This is a genomic window from Streptomyces sp. NPDC058773 (genome assembly GCF_042746015.1).
Classification (GTDB): domain Bacteria; phylum Actinomycetota; class Actinomycetes; order Streptomycetales; family Streptomycetaceae; genus Streptomyces.
The window spans coordinates 1-25687 of record NZ_JBHYPE010000019.1 but is presented as its reverse complement, the minus strand read 5'-3'; the positions used below and the strand labels follow the sequence as shown (position 1 = coordinate 25687).

Annotated in this window: 23 protein-coding genes; 17 read left to right on the top strand and 6 right to left on the bottom strand. The window is 70.2% G+C overall.

The genetic code is table 11. The annotated features are described in order from the left end of the window. Positions 1-118: 118 nt before the first annotated feature. Positions 119-2386: a (Fe-S)-binding protein gene (locus ACFW5B_RS18405; RefSeq protein ID WP_386440147.1), complete on the bottom strand. Its 2268-nt coding sequence runs from the start codon at positions 2384-2386 to the stop codon at positions 119-121. Positions 2387-2675: 289 nt separating this feature from the next. Here ACFW5B_RS18405 and dnaK point away from each other — a divergent pair, with 289 nt between their 5' ends. From dnaK to ACFW5B_RS18385, 4 genes are read left to right on the top strand one after another with little or no spacing between them, the layout of a single operon-like run. Next, the gene (gene dnaK, locus ACFW5B_RS18400; RefSeq protein WP_386440145.1) at positions 2676-4529 is read left to right on the top strand and encodes a molecular chaperone DnaK; all 1854 of its coding nucleotides are present in this window, start codon (positions 2676-2678) and stop codon (positions 4527-4529) included. Beyond that, positions 4526-5176, top strand: a complete 651-nt coding sequence (grpE, locus tag ACFW5B_RS18395) for a nucleotide exchange factor GrpE (protein WP_386440143.1) — start codon at positions 4526-4528, stop codon at positions 5174-5176. Before dnaK ends, grpE begins: the two co-directional genes overlap by 4 nt. Positions 5177-5221: 45 nt before the next feature. Then, positions 5222-6397 (top strand): molecular chaperone DnaJ, encoded by a 1176-nt coding sequence (gene dnaJ, locus ACFW5B_RS18390; RefSeq protein WP_386440141.1) that lies wholly within the window; start codon positions 5222-5224, stop codon positions 6395-6397. 1 nt (position 6398) lies between these two features. Further along, complete coding sequence (locus ACFW5B_RS18385) at positions 6399-6854, top strand: heat shock protein transcriptional repressor HspR (RefSeq protein WP_386440139.1); 456 nt, start codon at positions 6399-6401, stop codon at positions 6852-6854. Between the two features lie 97 nt (positions 6855-6951). On the opposite strand, the gene ACFW5B_RS18380 is transcribed toward ACFW5B_RS18385, so the two are convergent. The 3 genes from ACFW5B_RS18380 to ACFW5B_RS18370 all read right to left on the bottom strand — a co-directional run bounded on the left by ACFW5B_RS18380 (position 6952) and on the right by ACFW5B_RS18370 (position 8791). After that, a complete protein-coding gene (locus ACFW5B_RS18380) occupies positions 6952-7356 on the bottom strand; it encodes a hypothetical protein (RefSeq protein WP_386440137.1) in 405 nt (134 codons plus the stop codon). A gap of 419 nt (positions 7357-7775) precedes the next feature. Next, on the bottom strand, positions 7776-8180 hold the full coding sequence (locus ACFW5B_RS18375; RefSeq protein ID WP_159744694.1) for a pyridoxamine 5'-phosphate oxidase family protein: 405 nt from the start codon (positions 8178-8180) through the stop codon (positions 7776-7778). Between the two features lie 29 nt (positions 8181-8209). Beyond that, entirely contained in the window at positions 8210-8791 is a 582-nt protein-coding gene (locus ACFW5B_RS18370; protein ID WP_386440134.1) for a Uma2 family endonuclease, read from the bottom strand. A 258-nt stretch (positions 8792-9049) separates the two neighbouring features. Here ACFW5B_RS18370 and clpB point away from each other — a divergent pair, with 258 nt between their 5' ends. Both clpB and ACFW5B_RS18360 read left to right on the top strand, forming a co-directional pair. Further along, positions 9050-11671, top strand: a complete 2622-nt coding sequence (clpB, locus tag ACFW5B_RS18365) for an ATP-dependent chaperone ClpB (protein ID WP_386440132.1) — start codon at positions 9050-9052, stop codon at positions 11669-11671. Positions 11672-11827: 156 nt separating this feature from the next. Continuing rightward, positions 11828-12364, top strand: coding sequence for a YbjN domain-containing protein (locus tag ACFW5B_RS18360; RefSeq protein WP_386440130.1), 537 nt, complete (start codon positions 11828-11830; stop codon positions 12362-12364). 424 nt (positions 12365-12788) lie between these two features. On the opposite strand, the gene ACFW5B_RS18355 is transcribed toward ACFW5B_RS18360, so the two are convergent. After that, the gene (locus ACFW5B_RS18355) at positions 12789-13094 is read right to left on the bottom strand and encodes a hypothetical protein (RefSeq protein ID WP_386440128.1); all 306 of its coding nucleotides are present in this window, start codon (positions 13092-13094) and stop codon (positions 12789-12791) included. A 95-nt stretch (positions 13095-13189) separates the two neighbouring features. Here ACFW5B_RS18355 and ACFW5B_RS18350 point away from each other — a divergent pair, with 95 nt between their 5' ends. The 3 genes from ACFW5B_RS18350 (at position 13190) to ACFW5B_RS18340 (ending at position 15332) form a co-directional block, all read left to right on the top strand. Then, positions 13190-14194: a hypothetical protein gene (locus ACFW5B_RS18350; protein WP_386440126.1), complete on the top strand. Its 1005-nt coding sequence runs from the start codon at positions 13190-13192 to the stop codon at positions 14192-14194. After that, complete coding sequence (locus ACFW5B_RS18345; protein ID WP_386440124.1) at positions 14191-14541, top strand: hypothetical protein; 351 nt, start codon at positions 14191-14193, stop codon at positions 14539-14541. The genes ACFW5B_RS18350 and ACFW5B_RS18345 overlap by 4 nt, the downstream gene beginning before the upstream one ends. Positions 14542-14612: 71 nt before the next feature. Beyond that, on the top strand, positions 14613-15332 hold the full coding sequence (locus tag ACFW5B_RS18340) for a hypothetical protein (protein ID WP_386440122.1): 720 nt from the start codon (positions 14613-14615) through the stop codon (positions 15330-15332). Positions 15333-15432: 100 nt separating this feature from the next. Here ACFW5B_RS18340 and ACFW5B_RS18335 read toward each other — a convergent pair whose 3' ends face one another. After that, positions 15433-16611 carry a pyridoxal phosphate-dependent aminotransferase gene (locus tag ACFW5B_RS18335; protein ID WP_386440120.1) on the bottom strand — a complete coding sequence of 393 codons (1179 nt, stop codon included), beginning with the start codon at positions 16609-16611 and terminating at the stop codon, positions 15433-15435. A gap of 199 nt (positions 16612-16810) precedes the next feature. Between ACFW5B_RS18335 and ACFW5B_RS18330 the strand changes: the two genes are divergently transcribed. The 8 genes from ACFW5B_RS18330 to ACFW5B_RS18295 all read left to right on the top strand — a co-directional run bounded on the left by ACFW5B_RS18330 (position 16811) and on the right by ACFW5B_RS18295 (position 25571). Continuing rightward, on the top strand, positions 16811-17077 hold the full coding sequence (locus tag ACFW5B_RS18330; protein WP_386440118.1) for a hypothetical protein: 267 nt from the start codon (positions 16811-16813) through the stop codon (positions 17075-17077). A gap of 326 nt (positions 17078-17403) precedes the next feature. Further along, positions 17404-17925 (top strand): DUF2617 family protein, encoded by a 522-nt coding sequence (locus ACFW5B_RS18325; protein ID WP_386440116.1) that lies wholly within the window; start codon positions 17404-17406, stop codon positions 17923-17925. 253 nt (positions 17926-18178) lie between these two features. Next, positions 18179-19897 (top strand): polyamine aminopropyltransferase, encoded by a 1719-nt coding sequence (locus tag ACFW5B_RS18320; protein WP_386440114.1) that lies wholly within the window; start codon positions 18179-18181, stop codon positions 19895-19897. Positions 19898-20064: 167 nt separating this feature from the next. Beyond that, positions 20065-21054 (top strand): SRPBCC domain-containing protein, encoded by a 990-nt coding sequence (locus tag ACFW5B_RS18315; protein ID WP_386440112.1) that lies wholly within the window; start codon positions 20065-20067, stop codon positions 21052-21054. Between the two features lie 206 nt (positions 21055-21260). Continuing rightward, positions 21261-22118, top strand: a complete 858-nt coding sequence (locus ACFW5B_RS18310; RefSeq protein ID WP_386440110.1) for an aldose 1-epimerase — start codon at positions 21261-21263, stop codon at positions 22116-22118. A 10-nt stretch (positions 22119-22128) separates the two neighbouring features. After that, the gene (gene pyrE / locus ACFW5B_RS18305; RefSeq protein ID WP_386440108.1) at positions 22129-22671 is read left to right on the top strand and encodes an orotate phosphoribosyltransferase; all 543 of its coding nucleotides are present in this window, start codon (positions 22129-22131) and stop codon (positions 22669-22671) included. A 220-nt stretch (positions 22672-22891) separates the two neighbouring features. Continuing rightward, positions 22892-23914, top strand: coding sequence for a class II fructose-bisphosphate aldolase (gene fbaA, locus ACFW5B_RS18300; RefSeq protein ID WP_327156076.1), 1023 nt, complete (start codon positions 22892-22894; stop codon positions 23912-23914). Positions 23915-24035: 121 nt separating this feature from the next. Further along, positions 24036-25571, top strand: coding sequence for an MFS transporter (locus ACFW5B_RS18295; protein ID WP_386440105.1), 1536 nt, complete (start codon positions 24036-24038; stop codon positions 25569-25571). The last annotated feature ends 116 nt before the right edge of the window (positions 25572-25687 follow it).

Genomic DNA, 25687 nt, shown 5'->3' with positions numbered 1-25687 from the left:
GCCCTGTCGCCCCGCGGCCGCCGCCCCCCCCACCCGCCCCCCCGGGGGGGCACCGACCCGGCCGGGGCCCGCCCGGGGGGGCGCCCCGCCCCCCCCCCCGACGCTGCTGCCCGTGCCGCTACTTCACCGGCTCGGGCTCCGAGCTGTCCTCCGGCTCCGCGTCGCCCGCCGGGTCCACCGGCGTCTTGACGGAGTCCAGCAGCAGCTGGGCCACGTCGACGACCTGGACGGACTCCTTCGCCTTGCCGTCGTTCTTCTTGCCGTTGACCGAGTCGGTCAGCATCACGAGGCAGAAGGGGCAGGCCGTCGAGACGATGTCGGGGTTGAGCGACAGGGCCTCGTCGACGCGCTCGTTGTTGATGCGCTTGCCGATGCGCTCTTCCATCCACATCCGGGCACCGCCGGCGCCACAGCAGAAGCCGCGCTCCTTGTGGCGGTGCATCTCCTCGTTCCGCAGGCCCGGCACCTTGGCGATGATCTCGCGCGGTGGGGTGTAGACCTTGTTGTGGCGGCCCAGGTAGCAGGGGTCGTGGTAGGTGATCAGACCCTCGACCGGGGTGACGGGGGTGAGCTTGCCCTCGTCGACCAGGTGCTGGAGCAGCTGGGTGTGGTGGATGACCTCGTACTCGCCGCCCAGCTGGGGGTACTCGTTCGCGATGGTGTTGAAGCAGTGCGGGCAGGTCGCGACGATCTTCTTCGACGCCTTCGGCTTCTTGGTCGACTCGTCCTCGTCGTCCTCGCCGAAGGCCGCGTTCAAGGTGGCGACGTTCTCCGCGCCGAGCTGCTGGAAGAGGAACTCGTTGCCCAGACGGCGCGGCGAGTCACCGGTGCACTTCTCGTCGCCGCCCATGATCGCGAACTTCACGCCCGCGATGTGCAGCAGCTCCGCGAAGGCCTTGGTGGTCTTCTTGGCGCGGTCCTCCAGGGCACCGGCGCAGCCGACCCAGTAGAGGTACTCGACCTCGGTCAGGTCCTCGACGTCCTGGCCGACGACCGGAACCTCGAAGTCGACCTCCTTGGTCCACGCCAGGCGCTGCTTCTTGGCCAGGCCCCAGGGGTTGCCCTTCTTCTCCAGGTTCTTGAGCATCGTGCCCGCCTCGGACGGGAACGAGGACTCGATCATGACCTGGTAGCGGCGCATGTCGACGATGTGGTCGATGTGCTCGATGTCGACCGGGCACTGCTCGACACAGGCGCCGCAGGTGGTGCAGGACCACAGGACGTCCGGGTCGATGACGCCGTTCTCTTCCAGGGTGCCGATCAGCGGGCGCTCGGCCTCGGCGAGGGCGGACGCCGGGACGTCCTTCAACTGCTCCTCGGTGGCCGTCTCATTACCCTCGGCGTCCTTGCCGCCACCGGCCAGCAGATACGGCGCCTTGGCGTGCGCGTGGTCGCGCAGCGACATGATCAGCAGCTTCGGGGAGAGCGGCTTACCGGTGTTCCAGGCGGGGCACTGCGACTGGCAGCGGCCGCACTCGGTGCAGGTGGAGAAGTCGAGCAGGCCCTTCCAGGAGAAGTGCTCGACCTGCGAGACGCCGAACTGGTCGTCCTCGCCCGGGTCCTCGAAGTCGATCGGCTTGCCCGCGCTGGTCATCGGCTGGAGCGCGCCGAGGGCCACCCCGCCGTCCGCCTCGCGCTTGAACCAGATGTTGGGGAAGGCGAGGAAGCGGTGCCAGGCCACACCCATGTCGGTCTTGAGCGAGACCGTGATCATCCAGATGAAGGACGTCGCGATCTTGAGACCGGCGAAGAAGTAGGTGAGGTTCTGGACGACCCCGAGGCTCATCCCCTTGAAGACGGCGACCAGGGGGTACGAGATGAAGTACGCCGCCTCGTAGTGGTCGACGCCGTGCTGGGCGCCCTCCAGGGCGTGCAGCGTGACGATGCAGATGCCGACGATGAGGATGACGGTCTCGACGAAGTACGCCTGGCCCGTGTTGGAGCCCGCGAAGCGGGACTTGCGGCCCGCGCCGCCGGGGCGGTTCAGCTGCCGGATGACGATCAGGGCGATGATGCCCACGGTCGTCAGCGTGCCCATCGCCTCGACGTACATCTCCCACGGCAGCCAGTCGCCGATGAACGGGATCAGCCAGTCGGCCTGGAAGAGCTGGCCGATGGCGTTGACGATCGTCAGCAGCAGGGTGAGGAAGCCCACCGCCACGAACCAGTGCGCCACGCCGACGACGCCCCAGCGGTTCATCCGGGTGTGGCCGACGAACTCCTTGGCCACCGTGACGGTCCGCTGGGCGGGAGCGTCGGTGCGGGTGCCCGCGGGCACCGGCTGGCCCAGTCGCATGTGGCGGTAGATCTGCAGGAGGGCGCGGCCGAACAGCGCCACGGCGACCGCGATGAGCACCAGCGACACGATGATCGCGGCGAGTTGCATGGGAGGCTCCTCGTACCTGCGAGAGCGGAAAACGGTGGGGACTACTAAGCAGTAACTTTTTTGGTCTGCCGCTGAGGTTACCCATTCTCCTCCGCCCCATGAAGCCGCCCGGCCGGTGATCTGCGTCGCGAAGGCAACCCTCTGTGTGGCCCCGGCGTCCTGGGGTGCGGCTGTGGTGACGATAAGAGCGATATAAAACTTGAGCGCGTCCGACTCAGGTCTGTTGACAGGTTTTCGTCGGTACTGCACTCTTGAGCCTGTTCCACTCAAGTCAGCTGGAGGAATTGAAATGGCACGTGCGGTCGGCATCGACCTGGGCACGACGAACTCCGTCGTCAGTGTTCTCGAAGGCGGTGAGCCCACCGTCATCACCAACGCCGAGGGCGCCAGGACCACGCCGTCCGTTGTCGCCTTCGCCAAGAACGGCGAGGTGCTGGTCGGCGAGGTCGCCAAGCGTCAGGCGGTCACCAACGTCGACAGGACCATCCGGTCGGTCAAGCGCCACATGGGCACCGACTGGAAGATCGACATCGACGGCAAGGGCTTCAACCCGCAGCAGATGAGCGCCTTCATCCTGCAGAAGCTCAAGCGTGACGCCGAGGCGTACCTCGGCGAGAAGGTCGTCGACGCGGTCATCACCGTTCCGGCCTACTTCAACGACTCCGAGCGCCAGGCCACCAAGGAGGCCGGTGAGATCGCGGGCCTCAACGTCCTGCGTATCGTCAACGAGCCCACCGCGGCCGCCCTGGCCTACGGCCTGGAGAAGGACGACCAGACCATTCTGGTCTTCGACCTCGGTGGCGGCACCTTCGACGTCTCGCTGCTGGAGATCGGCGACGGCGTCGTCGAGGTGAAGGCCACCAACGGTGACAACCACCTCGGTGGTGACGACTGGGACCAGCGCGTCGTCGACTACCTGGTCAAGCAGTTCCAGAACGGCCACGGCGTCGACCTGTCCAAGGACAAGATGGCGCTCCAGCGCCTGCGCGAGGCCGCCGAGAAGGCGAAGATCGAGCTGTCGTCCTCCACCGAGACGACGATCAACCTTCCCTACATCACCGCCTCCGCCGAGGGCCCGCTGCACCTGGACGAGAAGCTCACCCGCTCGCAGTTCCAGCAGCTCACCTCGGACCTCCTGGAGCGCTGCAAGACGCCGTTCCACAACGTCATCAAGGACGCGGGTATCAACCTGTCCGAGATCGACCACGTGGTCCTGGTCGGCGGCTCGACCCGGATGCCCGCCGTCGCCGAGCTCGTCAAGGAGCTGACCGGCGGCAAGGACGCCAACAAGGGCGTCAACCCGGACGAGGTCGTCGCCATCGGCGCCACCCTCCAGGCCGGTGTCCTCAAGGGTGAGGTCAAGGACGTCCTCCTGCTGGACGTCACCCCGCTGTCCCTCGGTATCGAGACCAAGGGCGGCATCATGACCAAGCTCATCGAGCGCAACACCACGATCCCGACCAAGCGCTCCGAGATCTTCACGACGGCCGAGGACAACCAGCCGTCCGTGCAGATCCAGGTCTACCAGGGCGAGCGCGAGATCGCGGCGTACAACAAGAAGCTCGGGATGTTCGAGCTGACCGGTCTGCCGCCGGCGCCCCGTGGCGTCCCGCAGATCGAGGTCTCCTTCGACATCGACGCCAACGGCATCATGCACGTGACCGCGAAGGACCTGGGCACGGGCAAGGAGCAGAAGATGACCGTCACCGGCGGCTCCTCGCTGCCGAAGGACGAGGTCGACCGGATGCGCCAGGAGGCCGAGCAGTACGCGGACGAGGACACCAAGCGCCGCGAAGCCGCCGAGACCCGCAACCAGGCCGAGCAGCTCGTCTACCAGACCGAGAAGTTCCTCAAGGACAACGAGGAGAAGGTCCCCGGCGAGGTCAAGACCGAGGTCGAGGAAGCCGTCACCGAGCTGAAGGAAAAGCTCAAGGGCGAGGACACCGCGGAGATCCGCACCGCCACCGAGAAGGTCGCGGCCGTCTCCCAGAAGCTGGGCCAGGCCATGTACGCCGACGCCCAGGGTGCCCAGGCCGCCGAAGGCGCCGAGGGTGCCGCCGGTGAGCAGGCCAAGGCCGAGGACGACGTCGTGGACGCCGAGATCGTCGACGACGAGAAGCCCAAGAAGGACGGTGCCGCGTGACGGAGGAGACCCCGGGCTTCGACGAGAAGCCCGACGTCCCCTCCGATGCCGCTCCCGAAGACGCGGCGCAGGCCGAGTCCGCCGACAAGGCGGGCTCGGCCCCGGCCGGGGACGTACCGGATGTAGCGCTCCAGGCGCAGCTGGACCAGGTGCGTACGGCGCTCAACGAGCGCACTGCGGACCTCCAGCGACTGCAGGCCGAGTACCAGAACTACCGCCGTCGGGTGGAACGGGACCGGGTCACGGTCAAGGAGATCGCCGCGGCGAACCTCCTGTCCGAGCTCCTTCCCACCCTCGACGACATCGGCCGTGCCCGTGAGCACGGCGAACTGGTCGGCGGCTTCAAGTCGGTGGCCGAATCGCTGGAGACCGTGGTCGCCAAGCTGGGTCTGCAGCAGTTCGGCAAGGAGGGCGAGCCCTTCGACCCGACGATCCACGAGGCGCTGATGCACTCGTACGCGCCGGATGTCACCGAGACGACGTGCGTGGCGATCCTGCAGCCCGGGTATCGCATCGGTGAACGAACGATCCGCCCCGCGCGGGTCGCCGTCGCCGAACCGCAGCCGGGTGCGCAGGCCACCAAGTCCGAGGGCGACGCCAAGGGTGAGGCTTCGGACGAGGAGAGCGGTGGCCCGGAAGAGGGCTGACGTGAGGACAGAAACGAAAACCGCGCGGAAGGAGGGACGTCGGGGATGAGCACCAAGGACTTCGTCGAGAAGGACTACTACAAGGTCCTCGGCGTCCCGAAGGACGCCACGGAAGCGGAGATCAAGAAGGCGTACCGGAAGCTCGCCCGCGAGTTCCACCCGGACGCCAACAAGGGCGACGCCAAGGCCGAGGAGCGCTTCAAGGAGATCTCCGAGGCGAACGACGTCCTGGGCGACAGCAAGCGCCGCAAGGAGTACGACGAGGCGCGCACGCTGTTCGGCAACGGCGGTTACCGTCCGGGGCCGGGCGGCGGCGGCAGCTTCAACTTCGACCTGGGCGACCTCTTCGGGGGCTCGCAGGGCCAGGGCGGCGCCGGCGGCGGCGGTTTCGGCGGCGGTCTCGGGGACGTCTTCGGCGGCCTCTTCAACCGCGGCGGCGCCGGGGCCCGTACGCATGCGCGCCGGGGCCAGGACATCGAGTCCGAGGTGACGCTCAGCTTCACCGAGGCGGTGGACGGGGCCACGGTCCCGCTGCGGATGTCCAGCCAGGCGCCGTGCAAGGCGTGTTCCGGCACCGGCGACAAGAACGGGACGCCGCGGGTCTGCCCGACCTGCGTCGGCACCGGTCAGGTCAGCCGGGGCGCGGGCGGCGGCTTCTCGCTCACCGATCCGTGCGCCGACTGCAAGGGCCGGGGCCTGATCGCCCAGGACGCCTGCGAGGTCTGCAAGGGCAGCGGGCGGGCGACCAGTGCCCGCACGATGCAGGTCCGCATCCCCGCGGGCGTCTCCGACGGGCAGCGCATCCGGCTGCGCGGCAAGGGTGCCCCGGGCGAGCAGGGCGGCCCGGCGGGCGATCTGTACGTCGTCGTGCATGTCGACGCCCACCCGGTCTTCGGCCGCAAGGGCGACAACCTCACCGTCACGGTGCCGGTCACCTTCCCGGAGGCCGCGCTGGGCGGGGAGGTCCGGGTGCCGACGCTGGGCGGACCGCCGGTGACGCTGAAGCTTCCGGCCGGCACCCCCAACGGACGCACCATGCGCGCCCGTGGCAAGGGTGCGACCCGTAAGGACGGGACCCGCGGTGATCTGCTGGTCACCATCGAGGTGCTGGTCCCCGGTGACCTCAGCGACAAGGCGAAGGAGTCGCTGGAGTCGTATCGCGAGGCGACCGCGGGTGCGGACCCGCGGGCGGAGCTGTTCCAGGCCGCGAAGGGAGCTTGAGATGGACAGCCGGGGCGGGCAGCGTCGTAACCCCTATGAACTGACCGAAGAGTCGCCGGTGTATGTCATCTCCGTCGCGGCTCAGCTCTCCGGCCTGCATCCGCAGACCCTTCGTCAGTACGACCGGCTGGGGCTGGTCTCGCCCGACCGCACGGCCGGGCGGGGCCGCCGCTATTCGGCCCGGGACATCGAACTGCTCCGTACGGTGCAGCAGTTGTCCCAGGACGAGGGCATCAACCTCGCCGGCATCAAGCGCATCATCGAACTGGAGAACCAGGTGGCGGCCCTGCAGCAGCGGGTCGTCGAGCTGCAGGGCGCCCTGGAGGGCGCGGCCAGTGCGATGCAGCAGCGGGAGGCGGCGGTGCACGCCTCCTACCGGCGCGATCTGGTGCCGTATCAGGATGTGCAGCAGACCAGCGCGCTGGTGGTCTGGCGCCCCAACAAGCGGCCGGAGTGACGGCCGCGGCGGGGTTCGGACAGCCGCCGCACGATGTGACGAAGGGCCGGGGTGACCCGGCCCTTCGCGCGTCTCACCACCCGCCCGCGGCGCCCGCTCAGCAGCCGTTGTATCCCGCCGTCGGCATCGACAGCCGCCGGTGCACCTGCGACTTCATCGCCAGGGTGTAGACCGGCTCGTCGAGATCGGCGGTCTCCAGGCGGACACCGGCCGCGGCACACCGGGCGGTGAATTCGTCCGCGCCGGCGATGGCGGTCTCCAGTGCCCGGCGATTGGGCGTCACGAACACATCGACCAGGCCCTCTTCGACGTCACGCCACAGCGCACCGTGGTCGGCGCGCAGCCGGTGCAGGCTGAGCTGGCAGGTCAGGTGGTAGTCACGGGCCGCCGCCCACTGCTTGCACATGTCGTGCTGGCTGCGGTCATCGACCAGGAACGGATCCTCGTCGAGCTCGGACAGCGGCATCAGGCAGGCGATCGCCGTGACTCGGACCGAGTTCATCGTGCCCTCCGGGGCGTGGCGACTGTGGGGGCGACGATACCCCCGCGAGCGGCCCGTGGAGGAGGGGCTGTACCGGGCGGCGAGGCATAGCCGCAGGCGTGACAGATCTTCCAGCCGTCCTGATTGACGGCGAGCTGCCCGCCGCAGCGCGGACAGAGCTCGGCGCGCGGGTGCGGACGGCGGGGGGACGGACGGCGTGGAACGGTCGTCACGGGGCACTCTGCCGACGCCATACGGCCTCCAGCTGCTGACTTTTTGCCGGGGACAGGCCCGAGGCCGTCCGTGATTGCGCGGAGCTGTTCGGTTCCCGTCGCTCTTGAGTACCAGGTGGGTGGCCGGGAGCGGAGCCGGAGGGACCGTTTCCGGCCAGCGGGGCGGCGGCGGGCACGCGGGAGGGGGAGCAGCGCTCGGGCCGGCGCTCAGGCCCGGCCCATCGCCCTGGTCACGGCGATCTCGATCATGACGCGATCGGGGTTGGGGGTCGGTGTGCGCCCGTACCGCTCGGCGTAGCGGCGCACCGCGTCGGCCACCGACTCGGCGTCCGTACGCACCCGGGCCCGGCCCTCCAGCGTCGCCCAGCGCCCCTTGTCGACCTGGCACACGGCGACGGTGGCACCGTCGGCACCTGCGGCGAGGACGTTCTTGACCTTGGCGCTGTCCTTGCGGGTGATGACCCGCGCGATCCGCTGCCCGGCGTCGTAGGTGACGCCTACGGGCACCACATGGGGCGTCCCGTCCGTACGCAGCGTGGTGAGGGTCGGCATCAGATACTCGCCCCAGAAGGCGAGGTATTCCGGGCTGAGGGCGCTGAGGTCATGGGCCATGGGGGCCAGAGTAGTTCGGCGCCCGGGCCTCAGAGGAAGTCGGCTGTTTCGAGGTCGAAGGAGAAGGGGGCGGGGAGGGGGAGGGGTTTGCCGAAGGGGGCGATGTGGGTGTTGAGGTAGTCCTCGCCCTCCGGCTCGCTGAACAGTGTGACCGCCGACTTGTCACGGTCGATCAAGAGATAGAGCGGAATGCCGGCGCGGGCGTAGCCATGGCGCTTGGTGACACGGTCCTTGTAGGGCTTGCTCGACGTCACCTCGACGACCATGACAACGCCGTCGCTGGGCATCCAGGGAGGGGCGCCGCGGAAGAGACGCAGCGCGCGTGGGGCGATGGTGGCGTCGGGGATCACGTGGTCCGCGGGCTGGCCCGCCGCGTGGGTGAGGACGAGCCCTTTGTGTCCCGAGAACTGCATGGCAGTCGCAGACATCTGCATCATCTGCTCGAAGAAGAGGCCCAGGTAGTCCTCGTGGTCGCCGTCCGGCGGCGGTGTCACAGCAATCTCCCCCTCGATCAGCTCGGCCCGGAAGCCCGTCGGGGTCTCCAGCGCCAGAAAGCCTTCCAGGAGGATGTCGTCCTGCGTGGGCATCGGCTCGTGTGCCATAGCCGTCATGCTGCACCTCCTTGTGGTCGAAGGCCAGTGTTGCCGGGCGGCGCGGACGGTCGCCGTGCGATCGGCCCTGGTTCCCTCGCACGAGTGAGCGAGAAGCGGCGAGGGGGCTCGCTTCCACAGTCTTGAGTGGAATAGACTCAACTTATCGCATGTTGGTATGTGCAGGATGTGCCTTCGTGGGGCCATCAGTGGGTGCCTTCGTGGGTCCAGACTGGCCACTGAGGCCGTGCAGGACGAGACGAGGAGGATCGCGAGGACGTGGACGCCGAGCTGACCAACAAGAGCCGGGAGGCACTGAGCGCCGCCAATGAGCGGGCGGTCGCCGCCGGGCATGCGGACATGACGTCCGCGCACCTGCTGCTCGCGCTGCTGGCCGGGCAGGACAACGAGAACATCATGGACCTCCTGGCCGCCGTCGAGGCGGACGCCGCGGCGCTGCGCAACGGGGCCGAGCGCCAGCTGGCCGCGCTGCCCAGCGTCCAGGGCTCGACGGTCGCGCCGCCGCAGCCGGACCGCGATCTGCTCTCCGCCATCGCGGACGCCACCCAGCGCGCCAAGGAGCTCGGCGACGCCTATGTCTCCACCGAGCACCTCCTCATCGGCATCGCCGCCAAGGGCGGGCGCACCGGTGAGCTGCTGGAGCAGCAGGGCGCCTCGGCCAAGAAGCTGCTGGCCGCGTTCGAGGCCAGCCGCGGCGGGCAGCGGGTGACCAACCCCGACCCGGAGGGCACGTACAAGGCGCTGGAGAAGTTCGGCACGGACTTCACCGCGGCCGCCCGCGAGGGCAAGCTCGACCCGGTCATCGGCCGCGACCACGAGATCCGCCGTGTCGTACAGGTCCTCTCCCGCCGTACGAAGAACAACCCGGTGCTGATCGGCGAGCCCGGCGTCGGCAAGACCGCCGTCGTCGAGGGGCTGGCGCAGCGGATCGTCAAGGGGGATGTGCCCGAGTCGCTGCGCAACAAGCGGCTGGTCGCGCTGGACCTCGGTGCGATGGTGGCGGGCGCCAAGTACCGCGGTGAGTTCGAGGAACGGCTGAAGACCGTCCTGGCGGAGATCAAGTCCAGCGAGGGCCAGATCATCACCTTCATCGACGAGCTGCACACCGTCGTCGGCGCGGGTGCCGGCGGCGACTCGTCCATGGACGCGGGCAACATGCTCAAGCCGATGCTGGCCCGCGGCGAGCTGCGGATGGTCGGCGCGACCACCCTCGACGAGTACCGCGAGCGGATCGAGAAGGACCCGGCGCTGGAGCGGCGCTTCCAGCAGGTGCTGGTCGCCGAGCCGACCGTCGAGGACACCGTGGCGATCCTGCGCGGGCTCAAGGGCCGCTACGAGGCCCACCACAAGGTGCAGATCGCCGACTCCGCGCTGGTCGCCGCGGCCACCCTCTCCGACCGTTACATCACCTCCCGCTTCCTGCCCGACAAGGCCATCGACCTGGTCGACGAGGCCGCGTCCCGCCTCCGGATGGAGATCGACTCCTCCCCCGTGGAGATCGACGAGCTCCAGCGCGCCGTGGACCGGCTGAAGATGGAGGAGCTGGCGCTGAAGAACGAGACCGACGCCGGCTCCGTGCAGCGCCTGGACAAGCTGCGCAAGGACCTCGCCGACAAGGAGGAGGAGCTGCGCGGCCTGACCGCCCGCTGGGAGAAGGAGAAGCAGAGCCTCAACCGCGTCGGCGCGCTCAAGGAGAAGCTCGACGAGCTGCGCGGTCAGGCGGAGCGCGCCCAGCGCGACGGCGACTTCGACACCGCCTCCCAGCTGCTCTACGGCGAGATCCCGGGGGTGGAGCGGGAGCTGGAGGAGGCGGCCGCCGCCGAGGCCGAGCAGGAGGCGGCCAAGGAGTCCATGGTCAAGGAGGAGGTCGGGCCGGACGACATCGCGGACGTGGTCGGCGCCTGGACCGGCATCCCGGCCGGCCGCCTCCTGGAGGGCGAGACCCAGAAGCTGCTGCGTATGGAGGAGGAGCTGGGCAAGCGGCTGATCGGCCAGACCGAGGCGGTACGGTCCGTCTCCGACGCGGTGCGCCGCACCCGCGCCGGTATCGCCGACCCGGACCGGCCCACCGGCTCGTTCCTCTTCCTCGGCCCGACCGGCGTCGGCAAGACCGAGCTGGCCAAGGCGCTGGCGGACTTCCTCTTCGACGACGAGCGGGCGATGGTCCGGATCGACATGTCGGAGTACAGCGAGAAGCACAGCGTCGCGCGGCTGGTCGGCGCGCCGCCCGGCTACGTCGGCTACGAGGAGGGCGGCCAGCTCACGGAGGCGGTCCGCCGCCGCCCGTACTCCGTCATCCTGCTGGACGAGGTGGAGAAGGCCCACCACGAGGTCTTCGACATCCTGCTCCAGGTCCTCGACGACGGCCGCCTCACGGACGGCCAGGGCCGCACCGTCGACTTCCGCAACACCATCCTCATCCTGACCTCCAACCTCGGCTCCAACTTCCTGATGGACCCGCTGCTCAAGGAGGACCAGAAGCGGGAGAAGGTGCTGGAGACGGTCCGCGCGTCCTTCCGCCCCGAATTCCTCAACCGGCTCGACGACGTGGTGGTCTTCCACCCGCTCGGCACGGACCAGCTGCAGCGGATCGCCCGTATCCAGCTCGACCACCTGCAGCGCCGTCTCGGCGACCGCCGCCTGACCCTGGACGTCACCGACCGCGCCCTGACCTGGCTCGCCTGGCTCGGCCAGGAACCGGTCGCCGACGCTCCCGCCCCCGACATGTCCTATGGCGCCCGGCCGCTGCGCCGCCTGGTCCAGACGGCCATCGGCGACCAGCTCGCCCGCGCCATCCTGGCGGGCGACGTCCTGGAGGGCGACACCGTGCGCGTGGACGTGGACGGCGACCAGCTGTCGGTGGAGGCGGCGGGACGGTAGGCCGGGTGGCGGGCGCCCCGGCCCGGCAGCCCGCCACGGCGCCGGCGATCGATCGTTGCCCCGAGCGATAACTCGCCCCTTCCGCCCCGTCCCGGGTTGCCAGGACGGGGCGGATGTGGGGGAGGATGGCAGAGACCATACGAAGGGAATTCCACGGTGAGCATCGACCCGTCCTCGATTCCGAATTTCGGGGGCCAGCCCGAACCCGAGCCGTCGGGGCCTGATGGTCCCGTCGTGCCAGACCAGGACCTGGTCAAGCAGCTCCTCGACCAGATGGAGCTGAAGTACGTAGTCGACGAGGAGGGTGACCTCGCCGCCCCGTGGGAGCAGTTCCGCACGTACTTCATGTTCCGGGGCGAGGAGGAGCAGCAGATCTTCTCCGTCCGCACGTTCTATGACCGTCCGCACGGCATCGACGAGAAGTCGAAGCTGCTGGAGGCGATCGACGACTGGAACCGCCGGACGCTGTGGCCCAAGGCCTACACCCACACCCACGACGACGGCACGGTCCGTCTGATCGGTGAGGCATCGATGCTGATCGGCACCGGTGTCTCGCTCGAACACTTCGTGTCGAGCACGGTCAGCTGGATCCGCGCCTCCATCGAATTCGACAAGTGGATCGTCGAGCAGCTCGGCCTGGAGGCCGAGATCGAAGGCGACTCCGACGAGAAGCCGGGTGACGACGAGGCCTGAGCCCCGTCCGTCCCACACCCACCTCGCTGCGCGGGCCCCGGAGCCGAAACGGCTCCGGGGCCCGCGTGCGTCGGGGCGAAGGCGGCCCGTCCCGGGGGCTCGGGTTCCGGCTCTGTAAGCGACTGCACTCCCGGCTGACTTGATCACCTTCGGTCGGCGTGGACCCGTACTCGGACATCACTCGTCCGTATGCCCGGAGTTGAGCGGACGCGAAGCCAAGGGGGAGGCCGGCGGTGTCCATCGAGCTGCCTGGTGAAGTCGTCTGGATCATGGAGCTGATGGGCCTGGAATGGCCCGACACCGACGAGGACGAACTGCGTGCGTGGGGCGGCCGTGTGCGGGAATTCGGCCAGGGGCTCGCGGAGGGGCACAGCGGGCTGGACTCCGTCCTGAAGGGGCTCGGGGACGCCTACGAGGGTGCCTCCTACGACGCACTGCTCAGCCGCTGGAACCAGGTATCCGGTGAGCACCATACGGCGCTGACCAGTTGCTGCGAAGTCCTGGCCACGGCACTGGAGATCACGGCCACCGGTGTGGTCGTCGCCAAGGGCGTGGTCATCGCCCAACTGGTCATCACCGCAGTCGAGATGGCCGCGGCGGCCGCCGCCACCGTCGCGACACTCGGCATCGCCGCGGCCGCCGAAGCGGCAGCCATCGAGATCGGCAAACGGATCGTCAGAGAGGTCATCCAGGAGATCGAGGACGTCCTTATCGCCGAACTGGTCTCCATGGCCATCGAGCCTTTCCAGGCCGAGATCGAGAAAGCTGTATCCGGCCTTGTTTTCAAGGGCGTTGACGCTGCGCTGGGTGCTGCGGGGGTGCGGCATGAGCAAGGGGTTCAAGGCGCACCCAGACAATCTGGCGAAGGCGGCCAAGGGCGCCCATGGTCACGCAGAGAAGGTGGAGCGGTTCAGCAGCAATCTCGACGCCAAAACTCGTGGCCGATTGCTCGGCAAGGGCAGGTACGGCCAGATCGTGGAGGAGGCGCTCCGCCCGATCATCGACTCCATGATCACGGACATGTCCAAGGCGATGGCAAAGGGGCACCGGTCGATCGGCCACGGGCTGGACATCACCAGGAAGAACATCAACGAAGCCGAGGAGGCGATACGCAAGAACATGCGGCGCCACCAGGATGGCCGGGATGCGGTTCACCTGAAGATCGGCGACCGGGTGCTCGACGAGGACGACCTGCGGGACAGGTACAACAAGCAGGTCGCTGAGCGCATCAACGGCCTTCGCGGCCAGGGGCACGGACCACAGCGGCACCTGGACCCGACCGATGACATGTTGAAGGAGAGGCTGGGAAAGCCCAAGAAGGCCGAAGTCGGCGGCAAAACGAGTGTGGACGACCACGGAAAGCCGAAATGCCATCGGCTGGAGGGCGGCTATATCCAGTCCGAAGAAAAGGTCGACCCGGCGCACGGGCCCAATGCCAAGCAACGGCTGGGCGAGGACGCTCACCTGGACGCAGAAGACCCCACCAAAAAGCACAAGTGTGACGCCTTCTCCACCGGATTCAACCCTGGCCAGGACGATGCATTTATGCATGCCGATCTCCATCTCAGGAGTTTGCTGGACCCTGACGATACGAGTCCGCAGATATTCCGAATATCTCCAGAGGAAGCATGGGGTCCCGATGGGAATCACCATGAGAAATTCCGCGACTTCTACATAGACCCGGATCGGCCTATGACGGGTGACACCATCAACTACAAGCCGGTCGATTTCCGTGATGCGAAGCTATTTGCCATGTATAAACCGGACGGTAAGGGCGGGCACAGGCTGGTGACCATGTATCCTGAGCCCATTAGGGAGAGGAATCCATGAGATTTCCGGAGACTGTTATTCCTCACTACGCTTCAGACCCGAAGGTGGCTGCGTTCTTCAGCGGCGCGCTGAACGTCGAATGGATCGACGACGTCCACGAGATGAAGCCGGGCGCGACCGGGAAGACCTCCTACGCCCGGCACCTCAAGGAGGCGCTGCAATACCTGCTGAGCGAGCGGCCCGCCAGCTCGAGGGAGTGGGCGCTGATGACAGGTGTGTCGTTTTGGGAGGACGACCGTCTGTACGCTTACCTGCAGGATCTTTACAGCTACTTCTACGGTGACCGGCAGGAGCCCCCGCAGGCGCCGGACCCTGAGGAGACTCCGCCGGAGAAGTACTGGAAGTGATCGTCGGGCGTGCTGCCCCTTCTCGGTAAATCAGGCCCAGCGCCTTTTCTCATGGACGGAGTCCCCATCCGATGTCGTCGATCCGCGACGAGTTGCCGCCCCGCACCGGCCCGTGGGCGAGCCGTTTCGACACCGACGAGGCCATGGTCCGAGCGGACGACGCCCTGCGTGCGGTGGCGCTGAAGCATCACGACCTTTCGCCGATTCTGCCGTTCGAGGCGGTATACGGAGAGGGAGAGGAATGCCTGGGAAAGGCCACGGCAATCACGATCGATCCCAGGCGGCCGTACGGCCCCAGCGGTGAAGTGAACTACGTTTACGCGGACTTCTCGACGCGCGGCCTGCTGTACGGGGTGTACCGCCCGGTGCAGGATCTGGAGAGCGAGGGCGGGCCGGAGAACGACGCCGACCTGCGGAACACCACGCTGTATCCGCACCCGGGCGGTTACGAGGAATTCGATCCGGTCACCGTTCCACTGGCCGATCTCGGGCTGGACGTGCCCGGCGTGGACCGTCGCTTCGTACATTTCTGCGCCGGAATTCTCGGAGTCGAGGCAGTTGACGATCTCGGCATGCTGCGGGAGACGTTCGACCTGGCCTGGCCCGACTATCAGGACACGATCCGTGCCGGTCTGAAGCACCTTGTGGCGAACCAGCCGATGACGGTGCAGCAGTGGTTCGACCTCACCTATGTGCAATTTCCTGACCAGCGGGAGCTGCGGGCCTATCTCGCGCAGGTCTATGCCTACCTCTTCGACGATTTCGAGGCCATGCCGGTCGCCCCTCAGTAGGCAACGTGGTGGCTGCTTCTGCGGCGCACGCAAGGAGGCTGTCGGTGCCGGCTGCTCCGACGGTGCGCCGCGGAAGGGTGAGGCAGGGCCCGCAGCCCCCTCAGAGCTTCTGCAGCCGCTCCGCCGCCTCCCGTAGCACCGACTCCTGCTTGCAGAACGCGAACCGGACGTAGGGCGCCCCCTCCTCCTTGTGGTCGTAGAAGACGGCGTTGGGGATGGCGACGACGCCGGTGCGTTCGGGGAGGGTGCGGCAGAAGGCGAAGCCGTCGTGGTGGCCGAGGGGGCGGATGTCGGTGGTGATGAAGTAGGTGCCGGCGGGGCGGAAGACCTGGAAGCCGGCGGCGGTGAGGCCGGTGGTCAGGACGTCGCGTTTGGTGCGCAGGTCGTCGCGGAGTTCCGTGAAGTAGCTGTCGGGGAGGGCGAGGGCCTCGGCGACGGCGTACTGGAAGGGGCCGGCGGAGACATAGGTGAGGAACTGCTTGGCCGAGCGGACGGCGGCGACCAGTTCCGCGGGCGCGGTGACCCAGCCGACCTTCCAGCCGGTGAACGAAAAGGTCTTGCCGGCCGAACCGATGGTGACGGTGCGCTCGCGCATGCCCGGGAACGACGCGAGGGGGAGGTGCTCGCCCTCGAACACGAGGTGCTCGTAGACCTCGTCGGTGATGACGAGGAGGTCGCGCTCGCAGGCGAGGCGGGCGATCTCGGCGAGTTCCCCGCGGGACAGGACGGTGCCGGTGGGGTTGTGCGGGGTGTTGATCAGGAGCAGGCGCGTGCGGTCGGTGACGGCGTCGCGCAGTTCGTCCAGGTCGAGGCGGTAGCTGCCGGACTCCGGGTCCGCGCGCAGGGTCACCGGGACGCGGCGGCCGCCCGCGAGCGCGATACCGGCGGCGTACGAGTCGTAGTACGGCTCCAGGGCGATGACCTCGTCGCCCGGCTCCAGCAGCGCCAGCAGGGAGGCCGCGAGGGCCTCGGTGGCGCCCGCGGTGACCAGGACCTCGGTGTCGGGGTCGTAGGAGAGGCCGAGCCGGCCGTAGAAGCGCTGCTGATGGGCGGCGACGGCGGTGCGCAGTTCGGGGATGCCGGGGCCGGGCGGGTACTGGTTGCCGCGGCCGTCGCGCAGGGCGCGCACCGCTGCCTCCCTGACCTCTTCCGGGCCGTCGGCGTCGGGGAAGCCCTGGCCGAGGTTGATGGAGCCGGTCCGTACGGCGAGGGCCGACATCTCGGCGAAGATCGTGGTGCCGAATTCGGCGAGGCGGCGGTTGAGCAGCGGTCGGTCCATGGGCGCCATCCTGCGCCGAACCTCTGGACTTCCTCAACTGTGCTTTGAGACGGCGGGTCCGGGGCATCAGCCCCGCACAACGGAATGAGACGGCCGTCGACGAGGACGGCCCACGGCGCCGGGCGGCGCCGGAGCGGCGCACAGGGCGCCGGACGGAGCGGGTGCCTCGCTTCGGGGGAATGAAAGGAGTGTGAGGCAGATGGGGGTTGTGGTCTTCGTGGTGATCTGCGTGGGGGTGATCGGCCTGGTGGCCGTGGCCTCGCGGAGCGGCTCGGGCGGGGGGCGCGTACGCGGCTCCGGCGGGTCGGACGGCGGCAGCTGGTGGGCCGGTGGTGACGGAGGTTCGGGCGGCGGCCATCACGGCGGCCACCACGGCGGCTGCGGCGGCGGTTCCTCGTGTGGTGGCGGTTCCTCCTGTGGCGGCGGCGGCGGTGGCGGCGGCTGCGGCGGTGGCGGCGGCAGCTGAGCCGACGGCGTCGTGGGCCAACTCCGTATGCACGGAAGGCCAGTTGCATGTCGCATATGCGCCCGGCGGGTGCTGGCCGAAGGGCCAACACCCGCCGGGCGCTTGGCCGTTGAACAACTGAACTGCCAAACCCCCGCGCGGATGGAAAGCCGGGGAAGATGGGTAAAAGCGCTGTGGGCGACGGGCCTTTCATGATTCCCTCTCCCCAGAGAATCCCCCACGTTCTCCGACCCCACGTGGGCGCGAGCCGGCAGGCAGTCGTACATCGCTGATCCTTTTCGGGCGGGCCGGCCCACCATTCCACTGCGTGCTTTCGGAGCCGACCCATGCTCACCTCTTTGACGACGGCGTACACCGATACCCGTGCCTCCGACCTGGCCTGGGCGCTGGGCAGGGAACCCCTGCCGGCCCTCGCCGTACTCGATCTCCAACTCCAGGACGCCCAGGTGCAGTTGAGGCTGCTCGGCGCCTCTCACCAGGTGCTTCTGGAGGAGGAGCACGGCAGCTGTTCCGAAACGGTCGCCTGTATGCCGGGCAGCAGCACACCGCTGCCGTTGGGGGTGGCGAAGCGGCTGGGGGACTGGGAGTACGAGTTCGCCGCCCATGTGGAGACCCTCTCGCGCGGCTCGTTCGCCGGGCGGGCGCAGGAGTTGCTGGCGCTGGTGGCGGAGCATCCGCACGGCCTCGCGGGCACTTTTCCGGGCTCGCCGCACGCCTTCACCGCGATGCTGGCGCAGCGTCAGCAGGGCCAGGTGCGCTGGCGGACCTGGCACGCGTATCCGCAGGAGGGCCGTCTGGTGGCCACCCGTACCCGTGTGGGCGTACGGGCGAGGGTCGCGGCGGTCTAGCGGGGCCTGGCGATGGTGACCGGTCCGGTCGGCGGGGCGGCGCGGGGGAGTGTGGGGTGCGAGGGGTGCGGAGGATGCGCGCCGGGGCGTCGAAGTCCGGGAGGGCGCGGAGGGTCGGGCGCGCGCGGTCCGTACGACGCGGTGCGCCTTCATGGCCCGCGCTTCGGTCACGCGTCGAGTGAGGGGCCTGGCCCGCGAGTTCTACTCGTGTGGGTGACGGAGCGCCACAGAATCGTCACGTAGCGTTCACTTTATGATCGACCCGCCAGAGTCCGTTCGCGCCGGCGCTCCCAGCCTGCCGGAAGACATGACACCGGCGCGACTGCCCGTGCCGGCCGGACTCGGCCGGCTGCTCGTTCTCGCCGTCGTCTTCGTCTGCGCCGCCTGCGGTCTGGTCTACGAACTCGAACTGGTCGCGCTGGCCTCGTACCTGGTGGGCGACTCCGTCACCCAGGCGTCGATCGTGCTCTCCGTCATGGTCTTCGCGATGGGCATCGGCGCGCTGCTCGCCAAGCGGCTGCGCTGCCGGGCGGCGGTCGGCTTCGGCGGCGTGGAGGCCGGCCTCGCGCTGGTCGGCGGCGTCTCGGCGATGGCGCTGCACGCCTGCTTCGCGTGGTTCGGGCAGTCCCGCTCCGCGCTCGTCGGCTTCTCCCTCGCCATCGGCATCCTGATCGGCGCCGAGGTGCCGCTGCTGATGACGCTGATCCAGCGGGTGCGCCGGCAGGACGCGGGCGGCGCGGTCGCCGATCTCTTCGCCGCGGACTACGTGGGAGCGCTCGTCGGAGGTCTGGCCTTCCCGTTTCTGCTGCTGCCGGGTTTCGGCCAGCTGACCGGCGCGCTGCTCACCGGCGCGGTCAACGTGGTCGCGGGCGCCGTGCTGGTGCTGTGGCTGTTCCGCCGCGATCTCAGCGCCCGTGCCCGCTGGGCGCTCCTCGGCGTCAATGCCCTGGTCCTCGCGCTGCTCGCGACGGGCGTGGTGCTGGCCACGCCGTTCGAACGGGCCGCCCGGCTGGCGGTCTACGGCTCCGCGGCCCGGGTCGCGGAGCAGACCGGCGTCCAGGAGGTGGTGATGACCGGCGGGACGGGCGGCGGAGCCGGTGCGGGGCGCGGGAGGAAAGGTTCCGGCGGACCGCTGGAGCTGTACCTCGACGGGCGGCTGCGGGTCAGCGCGGAGACCGAGTTCCGCTATCACGAGGCGCTCGTGCACCCCGCGATGGCGGGCGGGCCGCACGGCCGGGTGCTGGTGCTCGGCGGCGGTGACGGTCTCGCGGTGCGCGAGATCCTCCGCTACCGCGCGGTCCGCTCGGTGACCGTCGTCGAACTCGACCCCGGCGTCCTGCGGTTGGCGCGCACCGACCCCGGCCTCACCCGCCTCAACCGGCACTCGCTCGCCGACCCCCGGGTGCGGACGGTGACCGCCGACGCCTTCGACTGGCTGCGGCAGCGGGGCGTCCGCGGCGCCGGGCGGCGGGCGGCGCCGTACGACGTCATCGTCTCCGATCTGCCCGACCCCGGGATCACCGCGAGTACCAAGCTCTACTCGCAGGAGTTCTACGGCCTCGCGGCGCAGTTGCTGGCCCGCGACGGGCGGCTGGTGGTGCACGCCGGTCCGCCGCTCGAGCGCCCGCGGCTGTATTGGACGGTGGACTCGACGGTCCGGTCGGTGGGCCTGGCGACGGTGCCGTACCGGCTGTCCGGCCGGCCCGCGGCCTTCTCCGGCGGCCCGGACCGCTCGGCGGGCGCCCTCTCCGCGGACGCCGGGGCGCCGGCCGCCGCACCGGCGGACGGCACCCGGTACTGGGGCTTCGTACTGGCCGCACGCCACCGGCCGCCCTTCTGCCTGGCCCCCGACGCGCCCCCGCTCACCGGCCTCAGCGCCGCCGAACTACGGGCCGGCCACCGCGCGGAAGCCCGCGAACGCAGGGCCGGGCTGCCCGCTTCGACGTTGATGCATCCGCGGTATCTCGATTGAGGGGTGGCAGCGGGTGGCGAGGCTGGCGGTTCACGGGCCCGGCGTCGGCTCGTGGGAGTCGCCGGGTGGCCGGCCGGTAGCGCCGCGGTGCGGGTCATACGGGCCGGGGCCGGAAAGTTCTGCGTGGGTGGGCACGGGGCCGGGGGCGCTGGGTAGGCTCCCATGTCATGGAGCATGAGGTGTACGTTCCGTTCCCCGTCGAGACCGTGCGGCAGGCGCTCACCGAGCCGGAGCGGGTGGCGCGCTGTGTCCCGGGAGTCCAGCTCGACGCCGATGCGGCCCCCCACTGTCCGAAGGGCCGGCTGCGTCTGCGCATCGGGAGCTCCACCATCACCTATCGCGGCAGTCTGACGGTCGGCGCCGACGCGGAGGACGGGCCCGGTGACGACGGTGCGGCGGCGCCGGTGACCGTAGAGGCGAAGGGCACCGAGGCGCGGGGCGACGGTGCGGTCGTGCTGACCCTGGTCGTACGGCTCTCCCCGGCCACCGAACCCGGTCCCGGTACGACGCTGCGCTGCTCCGGCACGGTCCACCGCGACGGCCGGCTCGCCGAGGCCACCGACCGGTCCGCCGCCTCCGTGGGCCGCCGGCTGCTGGACCGCTTCGCGGAGAACCTGGCGGCGGACCTGCGGCGGCGGCCGGTGAGCGGTGCGGCGGGACCGGCTGATGCGGCCGGATCGGCCGGCGACGCAGGTTCGTCTGCCGACACCGGCCCCACCGACAACGCCGGATCCGCCGACGGACCCGACGAGGCGGCCGGGGCCGGGCTGTTCGACACCGAGGTGCCGCCGCCGTCCCTGGACCCGGGCAGCGACGAGGACGCCGACGGGGCGGCGGAGCTCGATGCCGCGGCCGGTGACGGTGAGGACATCGACGCGGGCGATGCGGCGGACGGGTTCGCCACCGCGCACCCCGAGCGCGACTACGGCGACGGGACGGACCGGCCGGCGCCCGCCGAGGCCGCGCATGCACGCCGCACGATGATCGGCCGCAGCGCGGAAGAGGTCGATCATGCGCCGCCGCGCGGCCGGTACGCGCCGGTGCCCGCGCCCGAGTCCAACGGCACCTCCGTGCCCCTGCGCTGGGCGGCACCGGCGGCCGCGGTGGTGCTGGCCTCCGCGGTGGTCGTCGGCCGGGTGCTGCGCCGACGCCGCTGATCCGGGGCGCGGTGCACGGAGGCCGCGCCCGTACCAGGCCCACGACGCGGGCTGACCGCAGCGTCGGCGCCGGCAGGCGGCGTGGCGCGCCGCCCCCCCGCCGGCCCGTACGACGCCCACAATGCGCAAGCCCGGTACGCCACCCCCACACCCCCGCCCCTGACGGCGTCCCACCACCCACCTGCCGCCTCGCTAGGCTCGCCTTCGTGAGCACCGACAACACCACGCAGCGCGCGGCGCGGACGCCGGAGGGCGTGCGGCTGGCCGCCGGAGAGACCGAACTGACCGTCCGGCCGGACCTCGGGTGCCGGATCGCGAGCCTGCGCGTCGGCGGCACGGAGCTGCTGCGGCAGGGCGACCACTACGGCTGTTTCCCGATGGTGCCGTGGTGCGGCCGGCTCGCACACGGGCGGTTCCGCAACGGCGGCGAAATCCATCAGATGCCGCTCAACGCCGCGCCGCACGCCATCCACGGCACCGGCCGCGATCTGCGCTGGCGCACGGCGCGGAGCAGCGCCACGGAGGGGGTCTTCACCTACGCCCTCGACGACGCGGCGGCGCCCTGGCCGTACCCGGGGCGGGTCACCCAGCTCGTCGAACTCGCCGAGGACGGCGGCTCGCTGACCCTCACCATGGGTGTCGAGGCGACCGCGGACTCGTTCCCCGCGCAGGCCGGCTGGCACCCCTGGTTCCTGCGGAACCTGGGGGAGGGCGGCCCGGACGTCCACCTCGACTTCGCGCCCGAGTGGCAGGAGGAGCGGGGCGACGACCACCTCCCGACCGGCCACCGGATCCCGCCGAAGCCGGGCCCCTGGGACGACTGCTTCGGGATGCCGCAGGGCGTGGCGGCCACGCTCACCTGGCCCGGCCGCCTGGAGCTGAAGCTCACCAGCCGCACCGAGTGGGCCGTGGTCTACGACGAGCAGGAGGCCGCGGTCTGTGTCGAGCCGCAGACCGGCCCGCCGGACGGTCTCAACACCTCGCCGCGCCTGGTCACGCCGATCGACCCGCTGGAGATCTCCATGACCTGGAGCTGGCGGAGCCTGTCCGCGGGCACCGCATAAGCTCGTGCGCATGAGTGACGACGTGCGCGGCGCGCTGCTGCAGCAGATCAAGGACAAGGCCGTGGTGCACGGCAAGGTGACGCTTTCTTCCGGCAAGGAGGCCGACTACTACATCGACCTGCGCCGGATCACCCTCGACGGCGAGGCCGCGCCGCTGGTCGGCCGGCTGATGCTGGACATCACCGCCGACCTGGACTACGAGGCGGTCGGCGGGCTGACGCTCGGTGCCGACCCGGTCGCGACCTCCATGCTCCACGCCTCCGCGGCGCGCGGCGGCCGGCTGGACTCCTTCGTCGTCCGCAAGGCGCAGAAGGCGCACGGGATGCAGCGCCGTATCGAGGGCCCGGACATCAAGGGCCGCCGGGTCCTGATCGTCGAGGACACCTCCACCACCGGTGGCTCGCCGCTGACCGCCGTCGAGGCGGCGCGTGAGGCGGGCGCCGAGGTCGTAGCGGTCGCGACGATCGTCGACCGCGGTGCCGCGTCGGCCATCGCCGACGCCGGGCTGCCCTATATCACGGGCTACCAGCTGGGTGACCTCGGCCTGAGCTGAGGCCGGCGTCAGGGGCGCGCCGGATCGGTGTCAATCGGCGCTGACCTGCTGCTTTGACGTAGGGCGGCTGGTTTCACGTGAAACCGGCCGCCCACGGAGTGGGACGGCCGGACAGGCAATGTGGAGCGAGAGGCCTCGTCTGGGAAGATGTGCAGCGGCGAAGTCCTCGCCCCCTGGTCAGGGCCAAGAACGCACACCCGCATACACAAGGAGCGGACAGATGCCCATCGCAACCCCTGAGGTCTACAACGAGATGCTGGACCGGGCGAAGGCAGGCAAGTTCGCCTACCCGGCCATCAACGTCACGTCGACGCAGACGCTGCACGCCGCGCTGCGGGGCTTCGCCGAGGCCGAGAGCGACGGCATCATCCAGATCTCCACCGGTGGTGCGGAGTTCCTGGGCGGCCAGTACAACAAGGACATGGTGACCGGCGCGGTCGCGCTCGCGGAGTTCGCGCACGTCGTCGCCGAGAAGTACGGCATCACCGTCGCGCTGCACACCGACCACTGCCCCAAGGACAAGCTGGACGGCTATGTCCGCCCGCTGCTGGACATCTCCGCCGAGCGCGTCGCCAAGGGCCAGAACCCGCTCTTCCAGTCCCACATGTGGGACGGCTCGGCCGAGAACCTGGCGGACAACCTGGCCATCGGCCAGGAGCTGCTCGCCAAGGCCGCCGCCGCCAAGATCATCCTTGAGGTCGAGATCACCCCGACCGGTGGCGAGGAGGACGGCGTCACCCACGAGATCAACGACGAGCTCTACACGACGGTCGACGACGCGCTGCGCACCGCCGAGGCGCTGGGCCTGGGCGAGAAGGGCCGCTACCTGCTCGCCGCCTCCTTCGGCAACGTCCACGGCGTCTACAAGCCGGGCAACGTCGTGCTCCGTCCCGAGCTGCTGAAGGACCTCCAGGAGGGCGTCGGCGCCAAGTACGGCAAGGCCGCCCCCTTCGACTTCGTCTTCCACGGCGGCTCCGGCTCCACCGAGCAGGAGATCGCCACCGCGCTGGAGAACGGCGTGGTGAAGATGAACCTGGACACCGACACCCAGTACGCCTTCACCCGCCCGGTCGCGGACCACATGTTCCGCAACTACGACGGTGTGCTGAAGGTCGACGGCGAGGTCGGCAACAAGAAGACCTACGACCCGCGCAGCTGGGGCAAGCTGGCCGAGGCCGGGATGGCCAAGCGGGTCACCGAGGCCTGCGCCAACCTGCGCTCCACCGGCACCAAGATCAAGTAACCGGCCGGCCGCACCGCCGGCCGCCGCGCACCGGGGCTCCGCATCCGACCGGGATGCGGAGCCCCGGTGCGTTCCGCGCCGCCCGGATGCCCGCCGGTGCGGGGCGGGGCATGCTCGCCGTATGAGCGAACCGAGTGCGCCCGGCGCGGTCCGGCTGGCCTCGGCACAGGGCCGGTGGGTGCTGCTGACGGCCGTGCTGGGGTCCGGCATGGCGCTGCTCGACGGCACCGTCGTCAATGTCGCGCTGCCCCGGATCGGTGAGGACCTCAACGCGGATCTGGCGGTCCTCCAGTGGACGGTCACCGCCTATCTGCTCACCCTCTCCTCGCTGATCCTGCTCGGCGGTGCGCTCGGTGACCGTTTCGGCCGGCGGCGGGTGTTCCTGATCGGCGTGGTGTGGTTCGCGACCGCCTCGCTGCTGTGCGGGCTCGCGCCGCACGCCGGGGTGCTGATCGCGGCCCGTGCGCTCCAGGGCGTCGGCGGGGCGCTGCTCACCCCCGGTTCGCTGGCGCTGATCCAGGCCGTCCTGCACCCCGACGACCGGGCCCGCGGGGTCGGCGCCTGGTCCGGGCTGGGCGGGGTGGCCGCGGCGGTGGGCCCGTTCATCGGTGGCTGGCTGGTGGACGGCCCCGGCTGGCGCTGGGTGTTCTTCCTGAACGTGCCGCTGGCGGCGGTGTGCGTCCCGGTCGCGCTGCGGCACGTGCCGGAGACCCGGGAGCGCGGTGCCGCCGGGCGCCGCGGTTTCGACGTACGGGGCGCGGTGCTGGGCGCGCTGGCGCTGGCCGGGGTGACCTACGCGCTGATCGCCGCGCCGGACGGGGGCGCCGGGCCCGGTGTGATCGTTCCCGCGGTGGCCGGGGTGCTGCTCGGCGGGCTCTTCCTCCGCGTGGAACGGCGCAGCCCCGATCCGATGCTGCCGCCCGCGATCTTCCGTATCCGCCAGTTCTCCGCCATCAACGCGGTGACGGTCTGCGTCTACGCCGCCTTCGGCGGCTTCTTCTTCCTGTCCGTGCTCCAACTCCAGGTCGTGGTGGGCTACTCGGCCCTCCAGGCCGGTACCGCGCTGCTGCCCACCACCGCGCTGATGCTGCTGCTGTCCGCCCGCTCCGGGGAGATGGGGCAGCGCATCGGCCCGCGCATCCCGCTCACCGTCGGGCCGCTGCTGTGTGCCGCCGGGCTGCTGCTGATGATGCGGGTGGGCCGGGGCGCGTCCTACGTCACCGATGTGCTGCCCGCGCTGGTGGTGCTGGGCGCGGGAATGGTGACGCTGGTCGCGCCGCTGACCGCGACCGTGCTGGCCTCGGTGGACGTGGACCGGGCGGGTCTGGCCAGCGGCATCAACAACGCGGCGGCACGGGCCGCGGGCCTGATGGCGGTGGCCGCGCTGCCCCTGCTCGCGGGCTTCGGCCCGGAGGCCTACCGCTCGGCGGACGCCTTCGGCGCGGCCTTCCTGCGCGCCATGCCGCTGTGCGCCGGCGTCCTGGTGGTGGGCGCGGCGATCGCCTGGCTGACCGTACGCAGCGACGCCCTGCGCCCCGCCCCGGGCGCCGAGGCGCCGTGCCGGGCGAAGACGACCTACCACTGCGGGTGGAGCGCACCCCCACTGGACCCGGGAGAGCCCCGGGAAGGCGGCACGCAACGCGAACCAGGGAGATAACGCCAGCCCCCGCCGGCGTTCACTCATCCCACCCACGGGAGGGGACGGGCCGGAGGGGCAGGGTGTCCGGACGTAAAGCGAAGCAGTCCGGACACCCTGCCCCGTAGGTCCGTCAC

Bases quoted from the DNA above. Each gene is read 5' to 3' on its own strand.
- ACFW5B_RS18315 (WP_386440112.1), top strand. From the start codon at position 20,065: ATGGAGCATGAGGTGTACGTTCCGTTCCCCGTCGAGACCGTGCGGCAG.
- ACFW5B_RS18330 (WP_386440118.1), top strand. From the start codon at position 16,811: ATGGGGGTTGTGGTCTTCGTGGTGATCTGCGTGGGGGTGATCGGCCTG.
- ACFW5B_RS18345 (WP_386440124.1), top strand. From the start codon at position 14,191: ATGAGATTTCCGGAGACTGTTATTCCTCACTACGCTTCAGACCCGAAG.
- ACFW5B_RS18320 (WP_386440114.1), top strand. From the start codon at position 18,179: ATGATCGACCCGCCAGAGTCCGTTCGCGCCGGCGCTCCCAGCCTGCCG.
- pyrE (WP_386440108.1), top strand. From the start codon at position 22,129: ATGAGTGACGACGTGCGCGGCGCGCTGCTGCAGCAGATCAAGGACAAG.
- ACFW5B_RS18355 (WP_386440128.1), bottom strand. From the start codon at position 13,094: ATGGAGACCAGTTCGGCGATAAGGACGTCCTCGATCTCCTGGATGACC.
- dnaJ (WP_386440141.1), top strand. From the start codon at position 5,222: ATGAGCACCAAGGACTTCGTCGAGAAGGACTACTACAAGGTCCTCGGC.
- ACFW5B_RS18295 (WP_386440105.1), top strand. From the start codon at position 24,036: ATGAGCGAACCGAGTGCGCCCGGCGCGGTCCGGCTGGCCTCGGCACAG.
- ACFW5B_RS18370 (WP_386440134.1), bottom strand. From the start codon at position 8,791: ATGACGGCTATGGCACACGAGCCGATGCCCACGCAGGACGACATCCTC.
- ACFW5B_RS18350 (WP_386440126.1), top strand. From the start codon at position 13,190: ATGAGCAAGGGGTTCAAGGCGCACCCAGACAATCTGGCGAAGGCGGCC.
- ACFW5B_RS18385 (WP_386440139.1), top strand. From the start codon at position 6,399: ATGGACAGCCGGGGCGGGCAGCGTCGTAACCCCTATGAACTGACCGAA.
- ACFW5B_RS18405 (WP_386440147.1), bottom strand. From the start codon at position 2,386: ATGCAACTCGCCGCGATCATCGTGTCGCTGGTGCTCATCGCGGTCGCC.
- dnaK (WP_386440145.1), top strand. From the start codon at position 2,676: ATGGCACGTGCGGTCGGCATCGACCTGGGCACGACGAACTCCGTCGTC.
- ACFW5B_RS18380 (WP_386440137.1), bottom strand. From the start codon at position 7,356: ATGAACTCGGTCCGAGTCACGGCGATCGCCTGCCTGATGCCGCTGTCC.
- ACFW5B_RS18325 (WP_386440116.1), top strand. From the start codon at position 17,404: ATGCTCACCTCTTTGACGACGGCGTACACCGATACCCGTGCCTCCGAC.
- ACFW5B_RS18375 (WP_159744694.1), bottom strand. From the start codon at position 8,180: ATGGCCCATGACCTCAGCGCCCTCAGCCCGGAATACCTCGCCTTCTGG.
- ACFW5B_RS18340 (WP_386440122.1), top strand. From the start codon at position 14,613: ATGTCGTCGATCCGCGACGAGTTGCCGCCCCGCACCGGCCCGTGGGCG.
- ACFW5B_RS18335 (WP_386440120.1), bottom strand. From the start codon at position 16,611: ATGGACCGACCGCTGCTCAACCGCCGCCTCGCCGAATTCGGCACCACG.
- fbaA (WP_327156076.1), top strand. From the start codon at position 22,892: ATGCCCATCGCAACCCCTGAGGTCTACAACGAGATGCTGGACCGGGCG.